At 36.7% G+C, this 24,907-nt stretch carries 21 protein-coding genes and 1 pseudogene; 13 read left to right on the forward strand and 9 right to left on the reverse strand.

The window, feature by feature from the left end:
* Positions 1–25 precede the first annotated feature (25 nt).
* From ACFOY7_RS05680 to ACFOY7_RS05700, 5 genes and pseudogenes are all read left to right on the forward strand, one after another.
* Positions 26–1,321, forward strand: a complete 1,296-nt coding sequence (locus tag ACFOY7_RS05680; protein ID WP_390250264.1) for a carbohydrate ABC transporter permease — start codon at positions 26–28, stop codon at positions 1,319–1,321.
* Complete coding sequence (locus ACFOY7_RS05685) at positions 1,321–2,160, forward strand: sugar ABC transporter permease (protein ID WP_390250266.1); 840 nt, start codon at positions 1,321–1,323, stop codon at positions 2,158–2,160. The genes ACFOY7_RS05680 and ACFOY7_RS05685 overlap by 1 nt, the downstream gene beginning before the upstream one ends.
* A 97-nt stretch (positions 2,161–2,257) precedes the next feature.
* Positions 2,258–3,282: pseudogene (locus tag ACFOY7_RS05690) on the forward strand (LacI family DNA-binding transcriptional regulator).
* Between the two features lie 233 nt (positions 3,283–3,515).
* Positions 3,516–5,192 carry a glycoside hydrolase family 13 protein gene (locus ACFOY7_RS05695; RefSeq protein ID WP_390250268.1) on the forward strand — a complete coding sequence of 559 codons (1,677 nt, stop codon included), beginning with the start codon at positions 3,516–3,518 and terminating at the stop codon, positions 5,190–5,192.
* Positions 5,193–5,384: 192 nt separating this feature from the next.
* Positions 5,385–5,636 (forward strand): hypothetical protein, encoded by a 252-nt coding sequence (locus tag ACFOY7_RS05700; RefSeq protein WP_390250270.1) that lies wholly within the window; start codon positions 5,385–5,387, stop codon positions 5,634–5,636.
* Positions 5,637–5,810: 174 nt separating this feature from the next.
* On the opposite strand, the gene ACFOY7_RS05705 is transcribed toward ACFOY7_RS05700, so the two are convergent.
* The 5 genes from ACFOY7_RS05705 to ACFOY7_RS05725 all read right to left on the reverse strand — a co-directional run bounded on the left by ACFOY7_RS05705 (position 5,811) and on the right by ACFOY7_RS05725 (position 10,413).
* The gene (locus ACFOY7_RS05705) at positions 5,811–5,972 is read right to left on the reverse strand and encodes a hypothetical protein (protein WP_390250272.1); all 162 of its coding nucleotides are present in this window, start codon (positions 5,970–5,972) and stop codon (positions 5,811–5,813) included.
* A gap of 201 nt (positions 5,973–6,173) precedes the next feature.
* Positions 6,174–6,881 carry an acylneuraminate cytidylyltransferase family protein gene (locus tag ACFOY7_RS05710; RefSeq protein WP_390250274.1) on the reverse strand — a complete coding sequence of 236 codons (708 nt, stop codon included), beginning with the start codon at positions 6,879–6,881 and terminating at the stop codon, positions 6,174–6,176.
* A 72-nt stretch (positions 6,882–6,953) separates the two neighbouring features.
* Entirely contained in the window at positions 6,954–8,189 is a 1,236-nt protein-coding gene (locus ACFOY7_RS05715; protein WP_390250276.1) for a hypothetical protein, read from the reverse strand.
* A gap of 202 nt (positions 8,190–8,391) precedes the next feature.
* Positions 8,392–9,564 (reverse strand): polysaccharide pyruvyl transferase family protein, encoded by a 1,173-nt coding sequence (locus tag ACFOY7_RS05720; RefSeq protein ID WP_390250278.1) that lies wholly within the window; start codon positions 9,562–9,564, stop codon positions 8,392–8,394.
* A gap of 45 nt (positions 9,565–9,609) precedes the next feature.
* Positions 9,610–10,413 carry a class I SAM-dependent methyltransferase gene (locus ACFOY7_RS05725; RefSeq protein WP_390250280.1) on the reverse strand — a complete coding sequence of 268 codons (804 nt, stop codon included), beginning with the start codon at positions 10,411–10,413 and terminating at the stop codon, positions 9,610–9,612.
* 722 nt (positions 10,414–11,135) lie between these two features.
* Between ACFOY7_RS05725 and ACFOY7_RS05730 the strand changes: the two genes are divergently transcribed.
* The 3 genes from ACFOY7_RS05730 to ACFOY7_RS05740 all read left to right on the forward strand — a co-directional run bounded on the left by ACFOY7_RS05730 (position 11,136) and on the right by ACFOY7_RS05740 (position 14,536).
* Positions 11,136–12,038: a dihydrodipicolinate synthase family protein gene (locus ACFOY7_RS05730; RefSeq protein WP_390250282.1), complete on the forward strand. Its 903-nt coding sequence runs from the start codon at positions 11,136–11,138 to the stop codon at positions 12,036–12,038.
* A gap of 204 nt (positions 12,039–12,242) precedes the next feature.
* Positions 12,243–13,121 (forward strand): ribokinase, encoded by an 879-nt coding sequence (locus ACFOY7_RS05735; protein WP_390250284.1) that lies wholly within the window; start codon positions 12,243–12,245, stop codon positions 13,119–13,121.
* Between the two features lie 572 nt (positions 13,122–13,693).
* The gene (locus ACFOY7_RS05740; RefSeq protein ID WP_390250286.1) at positions 13,694–14,536 is read left to right on the forward strand and encodes an alpha/beta hydrolase; all 843 of its coding nucleotides are present in this window, start codon (positions 13,694–13,696) and stop codon (positions 14,534–14,536) included.
* A gap of 164 nt (positions 14,537–14,700) precedes the next feature.
* On the opposite strand, the gene ACFOY7_RS05745 is transcribed toward ACFOY7_RS05740, so the two are convergent.
* Positions 14,701–14,871 carry a hypothetical protein gene (locus ACFOY7_RS05745; RefSeq protein ID WP_390250288.1) on the reverse strand — a complete coding sequence of 57 codons (171 nt, stop codon included), beginning with the start codon at positions 14,869–14,871 and terminating at the stop codon, positions 14,701–14,703.
* A gap of 331 nt (positions 14,872–15,202) precedes the next feature.
* Here ACFOY7_RS05745 and ACFOY7_RS05750 point away from each other — a divergent pair, with 331 nt between their 5' ends.
* Entirely contained in the window at positions 15,203–17,134 is a 1,932-nt protein-coding gene (locus ACFOY7_RS05750) for a fructose-1,6-bisphosphatase (protein WP_390250290.1), read from the forward strand.
* Between the two features lie 151 nt (positions 17,135–17,285).
* Positions 17,286–18,230, forward strand: a complete 945-nt coding sequence (locus tag ACFOY7_RS05755) for an NADP-dependent oxidoreductase (protein ID WP_390250292.1) — start codon at positions 17,286–17,288, stop codon at positions 18,228–18,230.
* Between the two features lie 85 nt (positions 18,231–18,315).
* Here the strand turns inward: ACFOY7_RS05755 and ACFOY7_RS05760 are convergent, their stop codons facing one another.
* Positions 18,316–18,672: a DoxX family protein gene (locus ACFOY7_RS05760; RefSeq protein ID WP_390250294.1), complete on the reverse strand. Its 357-nt coding sequence runs from the start codon at positions 18,670–18,672 to the stop codon at positions 18,316–18,318.
* 163 nt (positions 18,673–18,835) lie between these two features.
* On the opposite strand from ACFOY7_RS05760, the gene ACFOY7_RS05765 reads away from it, so the two are divergent.
* Positions 18,836–19,225 carry a hypothetical protein gene (locus ACFOY7_RS05765; protein ID WP_390250296.1) on the forward strand — a complete coding sequence of 130 codons (390 nt, stop codon included), beginning with the start codon at positions 18,836–18,838 and terminating at the stop codon, positions 19,223–19,225.
* A 109-nt stretch (positions 19,226–19,334) separates the two neighbouring features.
* Here the strand turns inward: ACFOY7_RS05765 and ACFOY7_RS05770 are convergent, their stop codons facing one another.
* Complete coding sequence (locus ACFOY7_RS05770; protein ID WP_390250298.1) at positions 19,335–20,585, reverse strand: oligosaccharide MFS transporter; 1,251 nt, start codon at positions 20,583–20,585, stop codon at positions 19,335–19,337.
* A gap of 20 nt (positions 20,586–20,605) precedes the next feature.
* Positions 20,606–21,589, reverse strand: a complete 984-nt coding sequence (locus tag ACFOY7_RS05775) for a glycoside hydrolase family 43 protein (RefSeq protein ID WP_390250300.1) — start codon at positions 21,587–21,589, stop codon at positions 20,606–20,608.
* A gap of 592 nt (positions 21,590–22,181) precedes the next feature.
* On the opposite strand from ACFOY7_RS05775, the gene ACFOY7_RS05780 reads away from it, so the two are divergent.
* Both ACFOY7_RS05780 and ACFOY7_RS05785 read left to right on the forward strand, forming a co-directional pair.
* Entirely contained in the window at positions 22,182–22,586 is a 405-nt protein-coding gene (locus tag ACFOY7_RS05780) for a hypothetical protein (RefSeq protein WP_390250302.1), read from the forward strand.
* A gap of 78 nt (positions 22,587–22,664) precedes the next feature.
* Positions 22,665–24,722: a 5'-nucleotidase C-terminal domain-containing protein gene (locus ACFOY7_RS05785; protein ID WP_390250304.1), complete on the forward strand. Its 2,058-nt coding sequence runs from the start codon at positions 22,665–22,667 to the stop codon at positions 24,720–24,722.
* The last annotated feature ends 185 nt before the right edge of the window (positions 24,723–24,907 follow it).

The raw sequence follows: 24,907 nt of genomic DNA on the forward strand, positions 1-24,907 counted from the left end.
CTGTCCTATTGGGGAGGTAATCAAATTGAATCATAAATCCAACAAATTTAAAAAACATAATCCCAACGTTGCTACTGCTCTGTCAATAATTTTTGCAGGGTTAGGCCAGCTTTATAACCGCAGATTTTTAAAAGGTGCCATTTTTATTCTATTAGAACTTGCCTTTTTAATAACATTGCTAGATTCGATAAATTTTGGATTATGGGGGTTACGTACATTAGGTACGATACCTGGTACAGACCACTCTATCCGGTTACTAGTTTTTGGGGTATTGGCATTAATAGCAACCGTTATTTTAATCGCATTATATGTATGGAACGTGATGGATGCACGTAACCAGGCAAAAAAGATAAAAGATGGATGGACTCCAGAAAGTTTCAAAGACACCATTATACATTTTTATGATTCGGCTTTTCCATATTTAATGACGATTCCTGGATTATTGCTAATGATTTTTGTGGTCATATTCCCGCTAATATTTTCTGTCTTACTGGCATTTACCAATTATAATTTATATAACTCACCACCAAGGAATCTTGTCGATTGGGTTGGGTTTAAAAACTTTACAGAACTTGTTACTGTACCAATCTGGCAGGATACGTTTATCAGTGTTTTAGCTTGGACTGTCGTATGGACAGTTGTGGCAACAACGCTGCAAATTGGTATTGGTTTATTTTTAGCCTTGATTGTGAATGATCCGAGAATTCGTTTTAAAAAATTGATTCGTACGATCCTGATTTTACCTTGGGCTGTTCCTGCATTTGTTACCATTTTAATTTTCTCTGCTATGTTTAATGATGACTTTGGTACGATTAACCGGGATATAATTATTCCGCTGCTTGGCGGGGATGGTATTCCATGGCTTAGTGAACCATTCTATGCCCGGACAGCAATTATATTAATCCAAACATGGTTGGGATTCCCGTTTATCTTCGCCCTGTTTACAGGTGTATTGCAGAGTATTTCGAAAGATTGGTATGAAGCTGCTGATGTGGATGGCGGCTCTCGCTTACAAAAATTCCGATACATTACTTTTCCGCATGTCCTGTTCGCAACAGCACCATTATTGATTATGCAATATGCACAAAACTTTAATAACTTTAATATTATTTATTTGTTTAATGAAAGTGGTCCGCCTGTAAGGAATTCAAATGCTGGGGGGACGGACATCTTAATTTCCTGGGTATACAAATTAACTTTTGAAACGAACAACTATGCAATGGCTGCAGCAATCTCTTTGATCATGGGTCTGATTATATCCGGCTTCGCCTTTTATCAATTCAGACAAACGAAATCATTCAAGGAAGAGGGTGAACTATAATGAATCAAAAGCAAAAATCCAAAATAGAAGTAACGCTAATTTACCTCGTTATCCTGATTACTAGTATTATAATTTTTTATCCGCTCGTTTGGACGATAGGAATGTCTTTGAACCAGAGTACCAGTTTATATTCCTCTTCCATTATTCCGGAAAACTTTTCATTGGAGCATTATAAATGGCTATTTAGTGAGGAAAGTGATTATTTATTATGGTATAAAAATTCATTAATTGTTTCCATCTCTGTTGCTTTCGGTAGTGTTATTATCACGTCATTAGTAGCATATGCCTTTTCCCGGTACCAGTTTGCAGGCAAAAAAAATGCTTTATATATCTTCTTGCTGCTGCAAATGTTCCCGGTTATGATGGCGATGGTAGCATTGTATATTTTTCTTAATATGATTGGTTTACTTGATAGCCTAACAGGGTTGATATTGGTGTATCTTGGCGGGCAGATACCATTTAATGCGTGGTTAGTAAAAGGATATTTTGACACGATACCCCGTGAATTGGATGAAGCTGCTAAAATTGACGGCGCTGGGCATTTAAGAGTATTTTGGAGTATTATGCTCCCATTGGCTAAACCAATTTTAGCAGTAGTTGCATTATTTAACTTTATGATGCCGCTTTTTGATTTCTTATTACCATCTATCGTACTATCTAGTCAAGATAACTACACACTAGCTGTAGGTTTATTCAATTTTATAAATGATCGTTTTGCTAATAATTTCACCAGATTTGCAGCGGGTTCTATCCTAATAGCTGTACCAGTTGCGACGGTTTATTTGTTTTTGCAGCGTTATCTCATTTCTGGTCTTACAGCTGGAGGTACCAAAGGTTAAGACTTTCATTTATAAAATGTATTTCATATCAGTAACTGTTCACATATAATAGAATACAATAATAGTAAGGGATTCATAACATTAAAGGGTGAAATTAATGGGAGTAACAATAAAAGATGTAGCAAAAAAGGCAGGAGTAGCACCCTCTACCGTTTCTAGAGTTATTGCAGATAATTCCAGAATCAGTTTAGATACAAAGAAACGTGTTAGGAAGCGATGAAAGAATTAGGTTATCATCCCAATATAAATGCACGTAATCTGGCAGTTCGTTCTTCACAAGCTATTGGTGTAGTAATGCCTTCATCAACAGATAAGGCATTACAAAATCCTTTTTTTCCAGAGATCTTAAGGGGGATTGGCTCTGTTGCACATGAAATGGAGTACTCCTTGTATGTATCAACAGGCGGGACAGAAGAAGAGCAGTTTGAAGAAGTGAAACGTATGGTGTTTGGTAACAGAGTGGATGGGATCATTCTCCTTTACTCACGGGCAAATGATGAAGTTACGAATTTTCTTTTTGAGAAGGATTTCCCTTTCGTCATTGTTGGTAAGCCATATACCAATGAAAATCAAATTACGTATGTAGATAATGACAATGTAAGGGCGAGTAGAGAGATTACCCAGCATTTAATCGATCTTGGACATCAGCATATTGGTTTTATTGGGGGTTCTATGGAACGCTTGGTAACTGTTGATCGGATGGAAGGGTATATGTCTGCACTGAAAGACGCCGGTTTACCTGACCGGGACGAATATAAAGTTCAGACAGAATTTCTGGAGTCTGGCGGGCATAAAGCGGTGGAAGAGCTGTTTTCTTTAGACCAGCCGCCGACAGGTCTGGTCATTGCCGATGATTTAATTAGTCTTGGTGTTATCAATATGTTAGAGCAATTGAATTTTCATGTACCTGAAGATATATCAATCGGAAGCTTTAACAATGTTTATTTATCAGAAATTACCAGACCGCCGTTAACAACGGTTGATATACAGATTTATCTGATGGGTGTCCATGCATCCAAGTGCCTGATTGAAAAGGTAAAGATGAAGGATGAACCTGCAAAAAGAATTATTGTTCCACATAAAATAAAGTATCGCCAATCAACAAAAAAAGTAGAACTGTGAGTGATGGTAAGAGATTTTTTTAATGGAATATGGCAGGTTATTTATAAAAACAGTGAGTATTCTTATTACCCTTCCATTTGTGGCAAGGGCAGATAAGAATAGCTTGGTGCGCAATCGATTGCACGTAAGTTTTTAAACTATCGATGGTTACGTGCAAATGAGACTGTGCACCTTTCTGTAATGCAGGTGGAGACCTGTCATTGGCTGGAAACGGACACGAGGAGGAAAACTTGATGAAGAGAATATGGTGGAAAGAGGCAGTAGCCTATCAAATATATCCGCGAAGTTTTATGGATTCCAATGGTGACGGAATCGGTGATCTTCAAGGAGTTATTTCGAAATTAGATTATATAAAAGATCTAGGTATTGATGTTATTTGGATTTGTCCGATTTATCAATCCCCGAACGATGATAACGGATACGATATTAGTGATTACAAAGGGATCATGTCCGATTTTGGGACAATGGAAGATTTTGATCAACTGTTAGAAGCAGTGCATCAAAGAGAGATGAAATTAATCATGGATCTTGTAATCAATCATACGTCAGATGAGCATCCATGGTTTGTGGAATCTCGTTCTTCTAAAGACAATCCGTACAGGGATTATTATATTTGGCATCAAGGCAGTGGAGACGGAGCGGAACCTAACAACTGGGAGTCCATTTTTGGCGGTTCTGCTTGGGAATACGATGAAAAGACGAACGAATATTATATGCATGTCTTCTCCCGTAAACAACCAGACTTAAATTGGGAGAATGAAAAGGTGCGCCATGAATTGTATGAAATGGTTAATTGGTGGTTAGACAAAGGAATTGACGGATTCCGCGTTGATGCGATTTCTCATATAAAAAAGGTACCAGGGTTCCCGGATATGCCAAATCCAGAAAAGAAGAAATATGTTCCATCCTTTGACGGCCATATGAATCGTGACGGAATTCAGGTGTTTCTGGAAGAATTAAAAGAAAAAACATTTGAGAAATACGATATTATGACAGTTGGAGAAGCAAACGGTGTTACTGTGGAACAGGCTGATGAGTGGGTTGGTGAGAAAAACGGGAAATTCGATATGATCTTTCAATTTGAACATTTAGGTTTGTGGGGCAAGAGTGCTAGTGGCGGACTTGATATTCACTCATTGAAACAAACGTTAACCAAGTGGCAAAAAGGTTTAGAAGGCATTGGCTGGAACGCGCTTTTCCTTGAAAATCATGACCAGCCACGTTCCGTTTCAACTTGGGGAAATGATCAGGAATTTTGGGACAAATCAGCAAAAAGCCTTGCAACATTATACTTTTTAATGCAAGGAACACCATTTATCTATCAGGGCCAAGAAATTGGAATGACAAATGTCCAATTTGATTCGATTGATGATTACAACGATGTAGCAATTAAAAACAAGTACCGGAATGAAAGGGAAGAAGGAAAGTCACATGAGGAGATTATGCAAAGCATTTGGAAGAATGGCCGCGATAATTCCAGAACCCCGATGCAGTGGAATGAAGAGAAATATGCCGGATTCACGACTGGAACGCCTTGGCTGAAGGTTAATCCTAATTATTTAACGATTAATGTCGCAAACCAAGTAAATGAGCCGGATTCTGTTTACAACTACTATAAGGCTTTAATAAAACTTCGAAAAGAAGAAGAAGCGCTTATTTATGGAACATATGATTTGATATTAGAAGACCATGATCAGATCTATGCATATACACGTACATTCCATAACAAAAAAGCGTTAATGATGATTAATTTGTTTGAACAGGAAGCCGCGTTTCATTTGCCTGAGAGTCTAAAAGATTATACTGCACAATTAGCATTATCCAACTATGAAGTCAATAAAGAAGAAGTGATAGATATAGTTACATTAAAGCCATATGAGGCCCGGGTTTATCTGTTGTTCACTAATTAATATAGGTCTCCAAATAAAATAGATAACTGATTACAAGAATCTCCATCTAAATCTATTATGGATGGAGGTTTTTTTTCGGCTTTCTATTATTCTCCCTACGCTGGTTCATTAATCCCGTCAAAAAGGATATAATGATACCGTATCATTTTTTTTGAAAAGATGATAATCTTCTTGAAAAGGCGGTAACTGACGATGACAAACTTGACGATGACAAAATGTACTATATGCAAGGGCAAAGGTGCCTATACTGAAATACACGAGGATGCTCAAGGGTACCCAACAGAAAAAACGTTTATTTGTTCAAGTTGTGAGGGTGCAGGTTATGAGTTTTTAACAAATGAAGAAATCGAATATCGCAAAGTTGCCAAGGAATTGCGGGAAGAACAACAAAAAGAGGAAAAAGGTGTTCAAATCGATTTGTCAGACTTGCTTAAAACAAAATAACTAGAATGAAAGAGGTGGCCAGTGAGGGGTTGCCTTTTTAATTTGGTCAGTTTACATTCACGGTAGGATTGTTGCCAAGAAATTGGATGGATGGTTGTAAAAACACAATTAGATAGGAAAAAACAGCCACCTATCAACGTTTTTTGACAGGTAGCTTGTTTATTGTTCAATCAATTACTGTTTTCCGTCACGGTAGTCCGGTTTTTTAATTACTTTGCGGACAAACCACACAGTTGCTAATAAAAATATTAGGGTGGTTATGACGAAAGCTACTGCAAACATTGTCCCCTCTATATTCGTTTGGATAAATGTGTATAGAATGGTTATATAAATCAACCAGAGCAGCAGTAATTTTAATGCGTTATTAACCTTTTTCGATCGGAACATTGTATCACCTTTAGTAAATTTTTTATGTTAGGAAAGTAGAATTCTTTGCTAGAGTGATTCTATGAGGCTGCTAGAAAGATTGTTGATAATATATTTCCCTTATTCATAAGGAACAAAACATTATAAAAATATATATTTCATATGAGGACATTAATCATTCGCGGGCGGTTTTTGATCGATAGAATTCCTGAGTAAGTTTTCGACGATGATCCAATCATTAAGCTCGTCTATTTCATAATAAGATTCCTCTCGCATTTCTACGGCATCCACATTCCCGGAAATTCGAGATTGAGTTTTTAGTAAGCTGTTTCTTGATGTAATGTAAAAAGCACCATTTTCAACTAAAAAACCATCAATCTCTTGTCTTCGCGGCCTATTCGATGGATTATAATTTACTGGTTTCATCGTATGGTGAGATTTTTCCCAGATAAACCGTCTTTGCCTAACAACAGATAGGACGCTGTCAACTGTTATCTGGCGATATTTCTTAATACCTTTCGTTAAATCCTCACTAGTCAATAGCGGGGAAGTAGCCTGTATCAAGATAATATCATCAAAATCATAATTGGATGCAAATTCAAGCATGACTGATTCCGTATTTGCAGAATCTGTAGATACCTCTTCTGAGCGACCTATTACTTTTATTTTTTCAGAACCATATTGATAAACGGTGGATTTTATCTCTTTGCTGTCCGTAGAGACTACAACCATGTCAATTTCCTTACAATGAACAGCAGCATCTAACACCCAATAGACGAGCGGACGTCCATTCATGTCTTTTATATTTTTAAACGGGATAGATTTACTCTTCTCTCTTAAAGGTATAAATGCCACTGTCTTGCCAATTCTTCTTACCAAGTTTATCTCTCCCTAAACTTTAGCTTCATAGGTCAAAGTTTCATTTCTAGAAGTAATGAAAGTTACTCGCACTTACTTGTTTAAATATGGATAAACGTGTATTCTTTCCATTAATTCGACATATTTTTCTGGGGTTAACTTTAGTACTGACTCCAATGCTTTGTCAGCTTTGAACTGTTTTCCATTCCAAAGGTTTTTTAAAAAATTGAATTGTGTAATCATTTCGTGATATGCAAATGTATTCCATAAACTTTGGTTTTCTTTTGGTATAGTATGATAACCGGTGTAATGGGGTGTGGAGGAAAGGTATAAGTTACTGTGAAAAACTTTAACCATCTTTGGATGGAAATGGAGGATATCGAATAAAACATTTGGAAGGTGATTTGCAGCCCCGTTAAATAAAAATTCTCCTGCTATCCTATATTGTCTGCCTTTATGAGCAGAAACTAATTTTCTCTGAAAATCATACTTAACAGATTTAAAACAAGCAAAGTCTAATTCATTAAGAAAATCAGTATGATCAAGCATATCTAATTCCGCTGCATTTCCACCATTATGATACGAAACATTTATTCTATTACCAGACCCCTTGTGTGGTAAGTGGGGTTCTCCTTTATAATTGAACCTAACCACAATATCAAAAGAATTTATCTCAGCAGATACATCCTCTTCTTTTGGTGCAGGGCCAACGATCGCTACCGTTTTCCCATTTATATAATGAAAAAAAGTCCAATCTTGCTCTGAGAAATGTCTCTTACATAATTTACTGGTTCGTTCTCTATCCCCAGTTAAAACAGAGAAGAATATCTCCATTCTGTTTAAGGATGACTCTTCTACTGAACTTTTCTTTACACTTAGAAGAGCTTGACTGGCTTTATTTAGCTCGCCTTGGTCCATATATGCTTTAAAAGCTTGTATGAGGTTTTCCATGCTTTTTGTATTATCTAAAGCTTGATAAACACTTTTAACCGCTTTTTCCCTGGCAATATTAGCAACCATAAATAAACCATTGTGGATACACAGGAACACTAAAAGGTTCCATCTATTTGGCGGCAGTAATGTTGTGTCTAGTTTTAAGGTGCTTTTTAAAAGCATATGGGAATAATTTAAAAGGTATTTTTTACTATTATGCCTTTGCTCCATCGATTTTAGAAGAATGATAATATATTTCTCTGATAACCCTTTATAGCTTTTTAAGCTGCTGTTAAATAGATCATGTAACAGCGATACCCCTGACTGAAAAGCTTGATTCGTTCCATTTTCCGCTATACTTACTAGCTCAGATTGCACTTCCTTGCCGTTAACCAAGCTTATCTCCCCCTGTGACTAAGCTTCTGCAACTATCCTTGGGGTGTATGAACTTTCTTCTTGTATCTATGTCCATAGCTGATAAATTTTTGTAAATCCTTTATAAAATAAATATGTTTCCAGTTACATTATTGTTCCAACTTAAAAGGGATTTGGGGAGAAAAAAGGCATCTCACTTATGGTTTTTTGGGTAAGTCTTTATTCACCCTAACCCATTTTCCTTCATCCAATCATTCATCCTGTTGTAAAAATAAGTACTATCATTTTTGACATTTTCATTTATCTTTCTATACCTTGATTTTATCGCTTCTTGATTCCTGAGAGTATATTTTAGCTGCTCAGTTAATTCCTTCTGAAATCCATTTTTATTAACTTGAATAACTCTGTCAGATAGATTTAATTCATTATACAAATCACTAATTTTTTTATAACTGCTTAAAGCAATCGTTGGAATGTTCTGAGCAATAGAGCAGACATTACTGTGAAATCTCATACCAAGTATAAATTCGCATTCCTTATAGAGTCCAAATAGATATTCCTCAGAACCTGGTCCAGTCAGACAAGGGGCTGTCACTATTCTGGTCCTTCTATATCGATCATCTATTTTTTCGAGCAAATCAGTAATTGCTTTTAAATCGCTATAAATATGTGGAAATAATATGATTTGATAGTCACTATTTCCTTTTAAGAATGTGTTCAACTCTTCGGAAAGGCCATTAATGAAGTCATGATAGTCAATGCCGTCTTTTAAATCCTTATTAAATCGAATATCGATCATGTCAGAAACAATGTTAATTCCAATCGTTTTTCGATTATTATTTAATTCAGGAAAATGAAACTTCTTTGTTTTCAAGAAAAAAGCGCCATCTGGAACCCTGTGAATACTATCAACATATTTTTCTCCATATAGTTTTTTAATAGTGTTGTATGAGCCATCATTCCTGACACTTACTAAATACTTATTGCTTTTTGTTATTGTATCTAAAAAAGATCCAAATTTTCTAATAGCACTTTCACTAGCTCCTTTGGCTAGATCGCATCCTAATCCATTGAACAGAATGGGTGTATTTATTTTATCTAAAGAATCTTTGCTGATATTTATTGTAGTTCCGGTAATGGAGTAATCCCACTTCAATTCAAAGAAATTCCCGCCGCCAATGATGATTAGATCATACCTGTTACATATGTCGATAAATTCGAAATGATTAAAATCTCTCGTACCCCATGATTGATAAAACTCTCTCATTTCCATTTCTTCATAATCGATTTCACAGTCCAGTGTTTCCTTTATGTTCTGCCTAAAACCGTTATGATTAGCATTGTCACCGATATTCCCATGAAAACTAGCGATATGCAAAGCTCTAATTCTTTTCATACTCTTCCTCTTCCTTCCTTTACGTAAGGAGTCAAGTAATCTTAACTACTTTTTCAATACTGTGAGGATAGTGTCACATTTAAAATTAGAAACCAATTGTTCTTTATATTTATCGTTAAGCCATGCTAACTCTACCGGAGGTTCAAAAATAGGATCACTTAGTTGCGGTTTATTAGTAATTAACCAGTTTGCCATGTTTAAAAAGGAATATCTTTGGACACCTGTAAATTCTTTTGTTTGAACCTTAAAATTTGATAGCAGTAAATCTATGCTTTTCTTATTAAAATAGGATAAGTGAGCACGCTGCCAGTAAAAATTATGATAAGCTTCTGAAATAGATAACAAATGATCATCTACATTAGGAACCTCAATAATTAAATAACCGTCTTTTTTTAGAAACTTGAACACATTTCTTAAAAATTTTACTGGGCTAGATATATGTTCTAAAACATGAAACAAAGTAACAACATTATATTTTACTACATAATCTTTTGGTGTCGTTTCAGAAAGTAGGTTAATATCCAGAATAGGGCGTTTACAATTCTCTCTGGCAATTAATCTTCTAGATATGCTTGTTTCTAATCCATCTGCTTCAAACCCTTGATTATTAAGACTTTCAACAAAGAATCCATATCCACAACCGATATCTAATATGTTTGAATGCATATTTATATAATTCTTAACAAGTTCTACTCTTCTTTTAGTATCTGGTAATGCTTTCTCGCGGGCTCCTTCAACTGTAATGTTGCTAACAAATTCCGCCTGACTATTTTTGTTATAAAAATTTTCATCATCCTCCACACGAGGTAAGGGTGTAAGTTGATAATGATGACAATTATTACATAACACTACATTATGATCATTGCTGTCTCTTACGGTCTTGTGTATTACTTTGCAGTTATTGCTGCTGCATATTAAGCAATGAAAGTCCATAGAAAACCCCTCTTCACGTTGTTTTAGGTACAAGGGGAATAAGCCTAACAGCGGCCTGACGTTAAAATGCTGCTTCTTATTATCTATATATATATGTGTCGTACCAGTGAGTTTAAACATTTTTGTGAAATAATTTACGATTATCCCTTGCTATAAACAAACTATGATCGGAATACTCACTATGTTAAAGAGAGATACCCCGATCTTTATCATTACTATACAATTAATCTTATCATTCACATCCTGCCTCCCTGTAACCGAAGAAGAGACTGAAATGGAATCAGACACCAAATTGCTATACAACTTAAAATACGCGGGCTCCTGGTATCAGTATTTCGCCCCCATGCTTCCCTCTAGTGTACATGTTCGTGTGTCAAAAAAAAGCAGTGGGTATCATCCAGTCCTGCAATCGCTATGCGAAACCTTAAACAATAATGAATCATTGCGTTCGATGATCTTGCAAATCGATTTGGAATTACTCGAACTGAATCAACTTGGCAGCAAATGGCTGCTTACCGTTTTATACTTCCTTAAATCTCCTGGAAGAGATCTGTGTTTCTAAGAAGACTTACATAGTAGACGCATCCATGATAGGATCATATTGAAACGTTATACTATTGTGGGGGTGAATGATTATTATGAAAAAACTATTTGGTGTAACGACAGCTATGGTTACTCCCATGAATGAGGATGGGACGATTAACTTACAAGAGACAGAAAAGCTAACCAATTTTCTGATTGAGAAAGGGGTTGACTGTCTCTATCCATTGGGAACTACTGGAGAAATGTTTAAATTAACCATTGAAGAACGTAAGCAAATTGCTGAAAGTGTAATTAAAACAGCGAATAACAGAGTAAATGTTTTCATTCATGCAGGAACGATGAATACACAAGATACTCTAAATTTGGCAATGCATGCTTGCGAGTCAGGAGCAGATGGGATTGGTGTGGTGACTCCGGCATTTTTCTCGGTAAGTGATCTAGAGATAGAGAATTACTACGCGACTATTGCTAAGAGATTACCTGAGGATTTCCCTATTTACTTGTACAGTATTCCGCAATTATCAGGGAATAAACTATCAGTAGAGGTTGTTGCAAGTTTAGCTGAACAATTTCCAAACATTATAGGTATTAAATACAGCAATCCGGATTTTAATACATTAAAGGATTATATAAAGGTCAGATCAGGTAATTTCTCTGTTCTTACTGGAGCAGATACGTTATTTTTACCAGCACTTGCCATGGGATGTGATGGAGTGGTATCAGGGGTCTCGGGAGTATTTCCGGAACCGTTTGTAAAAATATACAAACAATATCAAGAAAACCAGGTCGATAAGGCACGGGAAATTCAGCATATTGCCGATGAAATTATTCAAATTTTGCATGGGGGAGCAAACATATCTTACTTTAAAAAAGCACTAGAGCTGCGCGGTATTCAGGCAGGTTCCGTGAAAGCGCCTCAACTTGATATTAATGCTAATGAGATTTCAGCATTAGAAAAAGAAATAGATCAATGGAAAGAAAGATACTTTAAGCTATAATAATGGTATTTATTGTTCTACACAATACATCTGTTATTGGCTTATACAGCTAGCGAACCTAGAATCTATTCCATATTTTTTACAAGACCCATATCACTTGTTTTAATAATTATAGCAATACTGTCCCTTATTCTTCCTGTCATCAGGAAATTGATTCAGCGGAAAAAAGGCAGTGCATAAACTTTTTACTAAGGGGGTGTAACCATGGATAAACCAAAAGTAACGGTCATAGGAAGTATAAATATGGATTTATTAACTTCGGTATCAAGATTACCTAATCAAGGCGAAACAATGGTTGGGGATACATTTGAAATGAAGCCGGGAGGTAAAGGTGCAAACCAGGCTGTTGCTGCATCAAGATTAGGTGCTCAAGTAGCTATGATTGGGAAAGTGGGGAATGATGCACTGGGGAAAGACTTATTAAAGCATCTTGCCAATGAGAATATTGATACATCGAGTATAGAAATTGATCAGGAATTAAGCACAGGGATTGCCAATATTATTCTTTATGAGAAAGATAATAGAATAATGATTATTCCAGGTGCGAATAATGCTGTCACTGAGGATTACGTAAATAAATGGAGAAGGGAAATCTTAGATAGTGATATTGTGATAATGCAAATGGAGATTCCTGTTCAAACTATCATTTGGTGTGCTGATTTATGCGGGGAAAACAATATTCCCTTTATTCTAAATCCAGCGCCTGCAATGAAATTACCGAGTGATGTATTTGATAAGGCTTTGTATATTACACCTAACGAAGAAGAGGGTAACTGCCTGTTCGGTGATAATAATGAAACGTATCGTGATAAGCTGATCACAACGATTGGTTCTAAAGGGGCCTTATATAATAACAAGGTTATAAACACTTATCCGTCTGAGGTTGTAGATACTACAGGAGCTGGAGACACTTTTAACGGGGCATTAGCGTTTTTCATAGCTTCCAATACGCCGATAGAGGATGCTATATATAAGGCAAATATTGCTGCATCACTAGCAATTGAGCACTTAGGAGCACAACATGGTATGCCAAGTATACAACAAGTGGAAGAGAGGCTAACCGAGATTAGGATGGGGCAGTGACAAATGATAACGTGTAATAACTTACAGCCTACCATTTCATACAGTGCTGAGATATAATTAAACTGTAGGAATACATCCCGAAATTGTGTAAATACATGATATGGAGAAGTCTAGCGTTATTGCTAGACTTTTGCTTATCCTCTCCTGTGATTGTTATTCCTATCCCTGGTTAGAGTTGCTGCCTTATATGCAAACTTCCTTTGTATGAACCCCTTAGCCTCATTTCTTTCCGCTATTTTTTCAACTAGACTATATTCATAAAGTATAGTTTACTTTTTTTTATCCAAGCTAATTACATCGGTTTAAATATGCAAACATTCTCTGCACCAACCATCGTTTACCGATTTAAAAAAGTGGGAATTAAGTTTGTATCTGTGTCCATTGGCATTGACTAAGATATGCGCAAGTTTTTCTCGATAAACTCTTGGGTAGAATTCCGCAAGGCCTCTCCTTATCAAATCTTCAACTATTATCAAAATTAATTAGTAACAGAGACGGCGCTTACCTGCTGATCTTTTAGTCAAACATTTTAACAATTACTTAATATTTGTAACCAAAAGTGGAGGTATATCATGCATTCGAGCAATTTTTTTCAAGCGAAAGACGGTCTTCAGCTTTTTTATCAGACATGGGTTCCTTCCAAGCCGAAAGCTGTTATCATTATTATTCATGGCGCAGGTGAACATTCTGGCAAGTACCGGCCTTTTAGTGAACAATGTATGAAACAGGATATCGCTGTCGTAGGTTTTGATTTAAGAGGATTTGGTCAATCAGAAGGAGCCCGAGGGCATATCAACACATTTCAGGAATATATAGATGATTTGCATAAATTGATGGAATGGGTATCAACAAGGTTTGATGGTTTGCCAATTTTCTTGTTTGGTCATAGTTTGGGCGGTTTAGTTGTAATCCGCTACAGCCAGATTTACGCGAATGAGACAAAAGGTGTCATTTTATCAGCGCCTGCGCTCGCCTTACGTTACAAAATCCCAATTCTTGCAAAGAAAGCATTAGAGATTTCATCGCGATTCGTTCCTGCGTTATCCATTAATCCAATGAAATGGCAGTCCATTATCAGGAGAATGGGGCATTTGGCGTCATACCTTCCTCCGGAAAATGCACTACTTCATGATCCTTATATGACTGCTGAGATTACACCTAAGTGGTTAGCGGAACTGTTGCAAAATGGGGTGAATGCCTTAAGGGATTCAGCTTCCTTTCGTTATCCTGTACTTTGTGTATATGATGAGAAAGATCCAATTATACAGCCTGTTATTATACAGAACTTTTTGGATAAATTAGAGGTTGATAAGAAATGGTTATCTTTTAATGACGGTTTTCACCATATATTACATCCCAGTTATCACCAAAAAACGATTGCTGATATCCTGAACTGGATGGATCACCGGATATAAAGGGGAATTAGCCATCCTTTATATTATCGCCAATTTATTTTGTTAGAAAGAATAATTAATAAAGCAGTATACTTTTGGCCCCCACTAAATATTCAGTGGGGGGAAATATTATGGGGATAGTTCTATCGCTAACTATGCTGTCATGGCACAAAAAACCTAGCCTTTTAATCAATAAAAGCTTTTCGCTCATTTAGTTGAAATATAATCAATAGCAGATTTAAATTTGTTATTGTTTCTTTTTTCTTTTTTCTTTTACATCTTCTCTCTTCCTCTGCCCACACTGTATCATTGGGTAAGTCATTGTCAAAAGCCTGTCCGATCTTTTTGTGATTCAACAATTGTATTTCGACTGATTCCTTATTGGAAATAGCACACCTTATTTTGTTTATACTTTCCTCATCAATGTTTTCCCCTCGAAGGAAGCAACAGTCTACGTTTCTTATATCCGGTTCACTCATAAAACCCATTAACAAAAATAATCGGGTTGACAGCGAAAGCAATTTAATAATATGTATAAATATAAATAAACCACACTATATCCTCTGAAAATTCCTGTATTAAATTAAATGTGTTATATTATTTGAAATTAAATCTAGATATATGTTGCATTTATTGTTACAATATACCATATATTAAATCAACTGATGCTTGAAAGGAGCCCCTGCTTTGAACACAAAATACTTAGACCTGTTATCAGAAAAATACAATTCCGAAGAAAAAGTCGTCACTGAAATCATCAATCTTGAAGCAATTCTCCATCTCCCTAAAGGAACGGAACACTTTGTTAGCGACTTACACGGGGAGTATCATGCATTCCAGCACGTGCTTCGTAATGGGTCGGGTAAAGTAAAAGAGAAAATTAAGGATATTTTTAAAGAAACCATGACAGAACAACAAATTAATGACTTTGCCACACTAGTGTATTACCCGGAAGATAAAATCAAATTAATGAAAAATAAATTGACCAATAAAGATGAGCTGCACAAATGGTACCAAAAAGTGATTTGTGACATGATCACATTGATTCCATACGCCTCTTCTAAATATACAAGATCTAAGCTGCGTAAAGCATTGCCGGAGCAATTTGTTTTTGTTATTGAGGAATTGCTTTATAAATCGGATAAATACTCCAATAAGAAAACATATTATGAACAAATAACGCAACAGATTATCACACTGGGACAATCAGATAAACTGATTACAGGACTCGCTTATACAATCCAGCGCCTTATTGTTGATCATTTACATGTGGTTGGCGATATTTATGACCGTGGTCCGGATCCGGACAAAATCATGGATACTCTCATAAACTATCACTCTCTGGATATCCAGTGGGGCAATCATGATGTGCTCTGGTTAGGTGCATATGCAGGTTCCAAAGTGTGTCTTGCTAATATTATCCGGATTTGTGCCCGTTACGATAATCTGGATATTATTGAAGATGTATATGGAATTAATCTTCGTCCTCTGCTTACATTAGCAGAGAAATATTATGATGATAATCAGCCATTCCGTCCGAAGCAGCATAAAGATAAACCAATATCTGAACATGAAACATTGCAGATTACCAAGATTCATCAGGCAATCGCGATCATTCAGTTTAAATTGGAAAGTCCCATTATTAAACGACGCGAGTTTTTTAATATGGAAGATCGTTTGGTTCTCGAGCAGATTGATTATGAAAATCAGGAAATAACAATCTATGGCAAAACCTATCCGTTGGAAAATACGTGTTTTGCGACAATTGATCCAGATAATCCGGCGAAATTATTAGCGGAAGAAGAAGAGGTTATTAACAAGTTATTAGTGTCAGTGCAACATTCAGAGAAGCTTGCTCGACATATGAAATTTTTAATGAAAAAAGGCAATCTTTATCTGCCTTACAATGGCAATCTCCTTATTCATGGATGTATTCCGCTAAATGAAAACGGCGAGATGGAGCAAATGGAGATTGAAGGTAAGGTATACAAAGGCCGTGCATTGTTAGACCAGTTTGAAAAGTATTTACGATACGCCTTTTCCCATCGTGAGGAGACAGATGATTTAGCAACAGACATGGTGTGGTATCTATGGACAGGGGAATATTCTTCCCTGTTCGGTAAACGAGCGATGACGACATTTGAACGGTATTTTATTAAAGATAAAGCATCACATAAAGAAGTGAAAAATCATTACTATTATTTAAGAGAAAATGAAGATGTGTGCCGCAGGATATTAGAAGAGTTTGACCTGGACCCAGACCAGGGGCATATTATTAACGGTCATACACCGGTGAAGGAAATCGAAGGGGAGAACCCGATTAAGGCAAATGGCAAAATGATTGTCATCGATGGTGGCTTTTCTAAAGCATATCAATCCACTACAGGAATTGCTGGCTATACGTTGCTATATAATTCCTTTGGTATGCAGCTCGTTGCCCACCAGCATTTTAATTCGAAAGAAGAAGTGATCAACAATGGAGCAGATGTCCTTTCAGTAAAACGAGTGGTTGATAAGGAATTGGAACGGAAAAAGGTTGGAGAAACAAATGTCGGGAAAGACTTGCAAGAAGAAATTACTATGTTGAAGAAATTGATGGAATATCGGTACATGAATTAACCGAAGAGCATACTTGAAATTTCTCTCGATTCATGAACCATGATATCTTTCTCGAAAGCAATTCAGTATTTATTTGATGCTTTTTGTGGTAATAATAACAGTAGATAGTGTTGAACTATTTATGATACTGAATTCACAAGAGGAGGACATCATGCAAACAAAAGCAGTGATCATTAACCAATATGGCAGCAAAGACGTCTTAGAAGAAGGTACAATCACATTACCTGAACTAGGAGCCAATCAAGTGTTAGTTCGGGAAAAAGCTACATCCATAAACCCGATAGATTGGAAATTACGAGAAGGATATTTAAAGCAGATGTTCGACTGGGAGTTCCCGATTATTCTTGGCTGGGATGTTGCCGGAATCATTGAAGAAGTAGGGTCAGCAGTAACGGATTGGAAAGCAGGGGATGAAGTTTTTGCTCGTCCTGACACTACCCGCTTTGGAACCTATGCGGAATATACGGTTGTAGATGATAACCTATTAGCGAAAAAACCTGCGAACATTTCTTTTGGAGAAGCAGCAGCAGTTCCACTTGCCGGATTAACAGCATATCAAGCATTGTTTGACCATGGAAAATTAGAAAAAGGGGAAAAGGTGCTTATTCATGCAGGTGCTGGCGGTGTTGGAACATATGCGATTCAATTAGCGAAGGAAGCTGGTGCATATGTTTATACAACTGCCAGTCCAAAGAATCATGAGCTGCTTCAATCATTAGGAGCAGATGAAGTGATTGATTATCACACAACGGATATTAAGGATGTTTTAAAAGATATTGACCTAGTCTTTGATACGATTGGTGGCGAGACACAAAATAATAGTTTCGATGTCCTGAAAGAAAACACCGGGAGACTCATTTCCATTGTTGGTGAACCAAATCAAGATAAAGCAAATGAAAGAAATGTGGAAGCCAAAGGCATCTGGCTTGAACCAGATGGCAAACAACTAAGCAAACTGGCCGCACTATTAGAAAATGGAAAAATGAAAAGCATTGTTGGCAATACTTTTCCACTGTCGCAAAAAGGTGTGTATGATGCCCATGCATTGAGTGAAACACACCATGCAGCAGGGAAAATTGTAATATCAGTCGATTAGAACAGAGGAATAAAACAACCAATAATTCTCCGTGATTATTGGTTGTTTTTCATTGCTTTTTGCTAATTTTACTGTTCTACCTAAATTATCTTTTCCAAAGAATATAAAGAAGGATTAACATAACAATATCCAATCGAGCTTCGAAGGCGAATTGAAATAATCCATTATGAAGCAATGGAACCTTCGTTAACAGAAGTGCAACGGCCATAATAACTAATAATGGCAGAGCAGCTTTCCTTACATAATAATTACTTGCAATCAGCACACCACAGATCAATTCGGTAATTCCAACAATTAATACAACCACATCAGGGTACGGCAGCCCATAACTAGCGAATGCACTGGTTAAATCGGCAACAAATAATTTCATAATAGCCGAAACAATAAAAACATAGCCAACTGCATAGCGTATTAAATGGGAAGATGACAAATAACTGGGCATAATTAGCCTCCTTGCCTTTTTTCTAATATGTATGCAAAAGAGGGGACGGGCTATACCAACAATATAAAAACAAGTCAAATCCAGCTGTTAAAAAATGAAACCATATTCTTCTTTTGACGTAAGCATTATGGAAATACATTAAAATCGGCCGGAGATGATAAGAGTGGGATTGGTTTATATGTTGTCCATTGTTGTTGCCGTTATTTGTTTATTTGTTGCACTATTCCAAGTATTCCTTGCACTAGGATATCCTCTCGGGGAGTTTGCTATGGGGGGATACTATAAAATATTGCCAGGGAAATTGCGGATAGTCAGTGCAGTCAATGCTATTATTTTATTGTTATTCGGTTTTGTGTTTTTGCTGCATTCGAACATAATAAGTGGTTTCGATTTTATAGCTACCAATATATTTGTATGGATTATTACTATCTTTCTTGGGATAAACACAATCGCTAACCTGATTTCGCGCAGTAAGAAAGAGCGGTATGTGATGACACCAATCTCTGTTGTTGCTTTTATTCTATGTTTATATATTACTTTAGCTGTAAGTTAATACCTCATTATGTTTTAGCAAATCCGTAGGCAAGTGTTCACTAAATAGGATTTCTCTAATAAAAAAAGGAACCCTGTTTTAAAGAGTTCCTTTTTGTGATTCCGCTTAACTAGGCAGCAGCGATGTCCCTTTCGTTTTTCGTATAATAACTTTCGCTTCTCATAATCAGTGCACCTGCAATCACAAAGATCAGAATGAAAACAGATAACGCGACATACCCATTCTGGAATCCGATGCTGGCATATAATAATCCCATTACATAAGAGAAGACGGTGATTCCGACTTGTTTTGCAAAGTTAAATCCAAGCATATAAACTGTTGCCGATAAACGAACATCAAATACACCAGTAATATATTTCATAATAGAAACCAGCATTAATGGCATTTCAACAGCTGCTAACAATCTCCAAAAAGCCAACATCCAGATTTCTGTGAAAAAGGCTGATCCTAGAACGCGGATGAACAAAACAATTCCTGCTAAAATAAGACCGTTCTTCGCACCAATTTTATTAATAAACCATGGCGCAAGGATCATAAAGCCTGCTTCCATGAATACTTGAACAGAAGCAATTCGGCTAAATACTAACTCCCCTCTTGATGCATCATCGAAAAAGCTTGCAAAATAGTTCGGGAATTGCTGGTCAAAAACGTCAAACATTGTGGCAATCCCGATCATCATAAGACAGAATCCCCAAAAGCTTCGATTCTTAAATACATTCATGATATTTTCTTTTGTAACGGGAGTCTCTTCCTCTTTTTCTGCAGAAGCATTTGGTTCATTCTCTGTATTTTTCACACGAAGTGTCCATAAGAGAACGCCAAGTATTACTGCAGATACCGTACATGCCCAGAAAATGCTGTATGGATTACGAACAAACATAATACCACCAACAAATGCAGCAGTACCGCCAGCTAGTGAACCGAATAAACGAACATGTCCATATTCATAATTGCTTGCACGTGTGGAGCGCTCAATATATGCCTCTACGACACCAACCCCACCATTTAAACATAAACTTAAGTAAGCACCACCAATGATTGCGCCAAAAATTGCATTAATCTCCAAAAGTGGTATAAAGGCATATTGGACAAATGGTCCGATAAACAAAAGACATAGTACGACAAAGCCGAATAAGTATTTTTTTAAACCTAGTTTATCCTGGACAACTCCATATATTGGCTCCAGAATTAATGCCGTAACCGCCATTGCGGAAAATACTAAACCGGCAACACTTGTACTAAGCTCTGCTACATTGTTTAACCAAAACGGAAGGAAGGCAAATATTAATGCCCATACCATGAAGTAAAAATAATACATGCCCCCGAAATTCCAAAATTTTAACTGTTTTAAATTATTCATTGCTGTCTGCTCCTTCTTTCTTATAAAACATCAGGTGTTTTTGGTGTCCATCTGTCATCAGGGACAGGTTTGCCGAAAACCGGATCGCCATTTTCATCCCATTCAATCTTCTGTGCTCTTGCTTGGCGATTAGGATCATACAATGGATCTCCAACTATTTCGGTATAATTTCTAGCATGATAGATTAGGATAGTATCCTTACCATCCTCAGATTCTGTAAAGCTATTATGTCCTGGGCCGTACTGGCCGTTCTCAGGAGCACTTTGGAATACAGGTTCCTGGCTTTTCGTCCATGAGTCAGGATCTAATAGATCAGCATCTTCATTTGCTGTGAGAATACCCATACAATAATCGACACCAGTAGCGCTGCCTGAGTATGTGATGAATACTTTTCCATTCTTTATTAAAACGGCAGGTCCTTCATTTACCCAAAAACCTTTAATTTCCCATGACAACTCAGGTTTTGTAAGCATTACAGGTTCTGTCTTCAATGTCCAAGGATTTTCCATTTTTGCAATATACAAATTCGAGTGACCTTTAATCTCTAAATCTTGTTGCGCCCATACATAGTACTGCTCACCTTTATGGAAAAATACAGTAGCATCTAATGCGAACGTGGACATTCCTGTTTCTACTTCCCCTTTTTCAACCCAGTTACCTTTCATAGGATTTTCTGATGCGTTTTCAAGAACGTACATTCTGTGGTTAAATGTATCATCATCTATGTTTGTGTCAGGAGCCGCTGCGAAATAAATGTACCATTTATCATTCGCGCGGTGAATTTCCGGTGCCCAGATCAATTCACTCAATGGACCGCTTTCATGTTTCCACCAAACCGCCACTTCTTCTGCATCATGCAGTTCATTTAGCTTTTTGGCTCTTCTTAGTACAATACGATCGTACAGTGGATGAGATCCTGTAAAGTAGTAATAACCATCCGAATGTTTATAAACGAAAGGATCAGCACGTTGTAAAACGATTGGATTTAAAATTTCTTCTGCCATTTTTATACACCCCTAAGTCATTTTTATAGAAAGACATTAATCGATAAATTCAAAAGAGTTAACCCTTTTCATAATTATCAATAGCTTTCCTGTATGTTGTTCTTCTTAAATGATTATGTTTCTTACATTGTAGAAGGATAACACTTATACGTATAAGTGTCAAATGCTAATAAAAAATATTTGTTCAACTTATTGGATAATATTACTTAGGAGTTAAGCGAACCAGTTGGGGTATATAGCTTGTCTAGACTGAATTTGAGAGAGGATATATCAATAAGTAAGGCATTTTGGCATAACTACTAAAATAACATTCGTACATTTAGTTACTGTTAAAACATTAATTATGCGTATAAGATTTGGTTGTTGGGAAGATGCAGCAGGAAGTTTCTCCGTCGGTTTACACTGATAGATGAAAATATGATTATTAGAGGAAATGGAAGAGGAGAGAATACTTAACATTTAATTTACAAAAATCTATCAATAGTCTAATACTGCACTGATAGAATGAGATTATAATATGCCAGAAAGGAAGATGTTATGAGAAAAAGTACACTTTTACGAAAGCTGGCACTTTCTGCATTAACTCTATCAATTGAGTGAAGATGGCATAGGTTTTCATGTATATGATGTTGGTGTAGCCGCAGATGGGTTACGCGGTGAGAAAATGATTAAAGATGAGGATGGGAATTATGTCCCGCAAAACTTTAACACATACACTGAATGGAGTGCGACCCGCAATGAGCCTGAGTTATGGGCAACCAATGAGAATGGTGTGAAACATTTGATTGATGGTGGATTACATTATGGCCATCTACAAATGGATTTTGAAAAGACAGAAACAGGTACGGCACTGACATTATCACCTGTTTATATTTTCCCGGTTCTTGACGATAATTATGATTTAGTCCGAACAGAACGACGTGTTTATAATGATGTGCAGAAAGTTTATTTTGATGCGAATGGAAATATGGTAAGTGCTTCAGCAAAAGGCAGCTAGATTTCAACTTCTCGGCTGCCTTTTTGCTTTTTCATTAACGTAAATAGGAAAAAAATAAGGAATAAAGGAGAATGAGCATTGAAAAAGATAATTGCTTTTGTATTGATCCTAGTCTTAAGTATTCTCACTGCTTTTCCAGCTTTGGCTGAAACAAAACATGCATTTAAGGATATTGCGAACTCCCCTTATAAAGGGGAAATTAATCAATTGGCATCAATGGGGATAATAAACGGGATGCCAAATCAAAATTTTTATCCTGATCGTTCTTTATCACGTGCAGAAGCTGCTGTATTGTTAAACAGAGGTTTTCAATTGGCAGAAATTAATCCTACAACGCCAATTGACCCTAATGTCGAAAAGAAGCTAACCTATCAAGACCCATTAACAGCTATTGATGAATCTTTTACTATCCCAACTGCAAAGAACTTACAAAATCATTGGGCATTAGAAGAGCTGGAAGGGTTATTCAGAATTCGGGCAATTGAACCTTCCGAGGAAAACTATGATCCTAACGTGTCAGTAACATATAATGAATGGACAGAGATGGTTGGGAAGATTATTTTTGGTGCCCAACAATCCATCGATTTTAGTAAAAAGATGATCGAATATGGCTTCATGACAGAGGAGAAAGTTCAACTAAACAAACCAATCCCTCGTGAGGAGGCAGCGCAAAGTTTATATGATATTCTATCACACCCCGATTTTCAAATAATTACAGTCTTTGCGACGGCTGACATCCACGGACATTTACAGCCATATCTCCCATCTGGTACGGAACAGGAAATTGGTGGTTTAGCTAAAATGAGTCATATCGTGAAACAGTTCCGTGCATCCCACCCAAATACACTATTAATTGATGCAGGGGATGCTCCTTATAATACAAATATCGCCAATCTTTCAGAAGGAGCTGCAACAATAGAAGTAATGAACGAAATGGGCTATGATGCGATGGTTCTGGGTAATCATGATTTTGATTTTCCTTTTGATGTAATGCAGCGAAATGAAGAATTAGCTCAATTCACGTTTTTGTCTGCAAACACGCTTTATAATGGAGAACACCCCGATTTTCTTCAACCTTATATTATGAAAGAAATTAATGGGACAAGCATTGCCATTGTTGGGGTAACAGATGATCAAAGTCACCATTTCACTCATCCGAAAAATGTGGAAGGAATCACCTTTGAGGATCATTTTGAAGCAGCAGAAAAAACGGTCCAAGCTGTTAGAGAAGATGCAGATATTGTTGTTGCATTATCCCATCTTCATGGAGATAACGAAGTATTACCGAATAAAGTGGATGGATTTGATTTAATAATCGGTGGCGGGGAAGATATTGTTGATTTTCCAAAACAAATTGGGAATTCATGGTTGATCGCTCCAGGAAAGCATTCAGAAACATTGAACCAGATTAACATTCAAATGCTTGGTAATGAAATGTTGGGATTTAATTTTGCTCATATTTTCATGACACACAATCTGGAAAATGATCCAGCTGTTGAAACGATTATTGAAAAATATGAAAGTCAAATTAATGAAGAAATGAAAGAAATTATTGGCGAGTCAACCGTTGAGTTAAATGGAGAACGTGAAACAGTAAGGTTGAAAGAATCCAATCTGGCAAACGCGATTGCGGATAGTTTAAGGGCATTAACAGGGGCAGATATTGCATTGCAAAATGGTGGGGGAGTTCGTGCAAGTATTCCCCAAGGTAAGATTGCATTAGAGAACATATATGAAGCCCTGCCGTTTGATAATACAGTAGTAATGGTGGAAGCAAGCGGACAAACGATTTGGGAAGCGTTAGAGCATGGGGCGGCTTCTTACCCATCTGCATCTGGCAGTTTCCTCCAAGTTTCTGGATTAAACTATACTATCGATGCATCCCAAAACCAAGGCTCCAGAGTGGTAGAAGTCCTTGTTGACGGAGAACCAATCGATCTGGAAAAAACCTATACGGTTGCTGCTAATGACTTCTTGACAGGCGGTGGAGATTTATTCACAATGCTTAAGGAAGACACTGTAGAAGTATTGCGAACAAAGCATTTCTTGCGTGATGCTTTTGCAGAGTATGTAAAAGAAAAAGGAAGTATTCACCCAGAATTAGAGGGGAGAATTGTTATAGTAAATGAGCAATAGGGACAGGTTTCTTTACGAAGACCAAGTTTACATCGGTAGCAAGGTATCTTCATAAATATTTGTTAGGATGAGCCATAAATAAAACAACTTATCCAAAAAACGAACGATGCAAGATTCAGAAATAGACGCTGATACTAAGCGTAGTCAAAAATGAGCACGTTCCTTTAGTTATCCACCATTATTTG

It is taken from the genome of Gracilibacillus xinjiangensis, assembly GCF_042651765.1.
Lineage (GTDB): Bacteria > Bacillota > Bacilli > Bacillales > Amphibacillaceae > Gracilibacillus > Gracilibacillus xinjiangensis.

What these genes read in the sequence shown, in the direction of transcription:
- ACFOY7_RS05730 (WP_390250282.1), top strand. Translation starts at nt 11,136, where the DNA reads ATGAAAAAACTATTTGGTGTAACGACAGCTATGGTTACTCCCATGAAT.
- ACFOY7_RS05695 (WP_390250268.1), top strand. Translation starts at nt 3,516, where the DNA reads ATGAAGAGAATATGGTGGAAAGAGGCAGTAGCCTATCAAATATATCCG.
- ACFOY7_RS05740 (WP_390250286.1), top strand. Translation starts at nt 13,694, where the DNA reads ATGCATTCGAGCAATTTTTTTCAAGCGAAAGACGGTCTTCAGCTTTTT.
- ACFOY7_RS05720 (WP_390250278.1), bottom strand. Translation starts at nt 9,564, where the DNA reads ATGAAAAGAATTAGAGCTTTGCATATCGCTAGTTTTCATGGGAATATC.
- ACFOY7_RS05760 (WP_390250294.1), bottom strand. Translation starts at nt 18,672, where the DNA reads ATGCCCAGTTATTTGTCATCTTCCCATTTAATACGCTATGCAGTTGGC.
- ACFOY7_RS05775 (WP_390250300.1), bottom strand. Translation starts at nt 21,589, where the DNA reads ATGGCAGAAGAAATTTTAAATCCAATCGTTTTACAACGTGCTGATCCT.
- ACFOY7_RS05700 (WP_390250270.1), top strand. Translation starts at nt 5,385, where the DNA reads ATGACAAACTTGACGATGACAAAATGTACTATATGCAAGGGCAAAGGT.
- ACFOY7_RS05770 (WP_390250298.1), bottom strand. Translation starts at nt 20,585, where the DNA reads ATGAATAATTTAAAACAGTTAAAATTTTGGAATTTCGGGGGCATGTAT.
- ACFOY7_RS05735 (WP_390250284.1), top strand. Translation starts at nt 12,243, where the DNA reads ATGGATAAACCAAAAGTAACGGTCATAGGAAGTATAAATATGGATTTA.
- ACFOY7_RS05755 (WP_390250292.1), top strand. Translation starts at nt 17,286, where the DNA reads ATGCAAACAAAAGCAGTGATCATTAACCAATATGGCAGCAAAGACGTC.
- ACFOY7_RS05685 (WP_390250266.1), top strand. Translation starts at nt 1,321, where the DNA reads ATGAATCAAAAGCAAAAATCCAAAATAGAAGTAACGCTAATTTACCTC.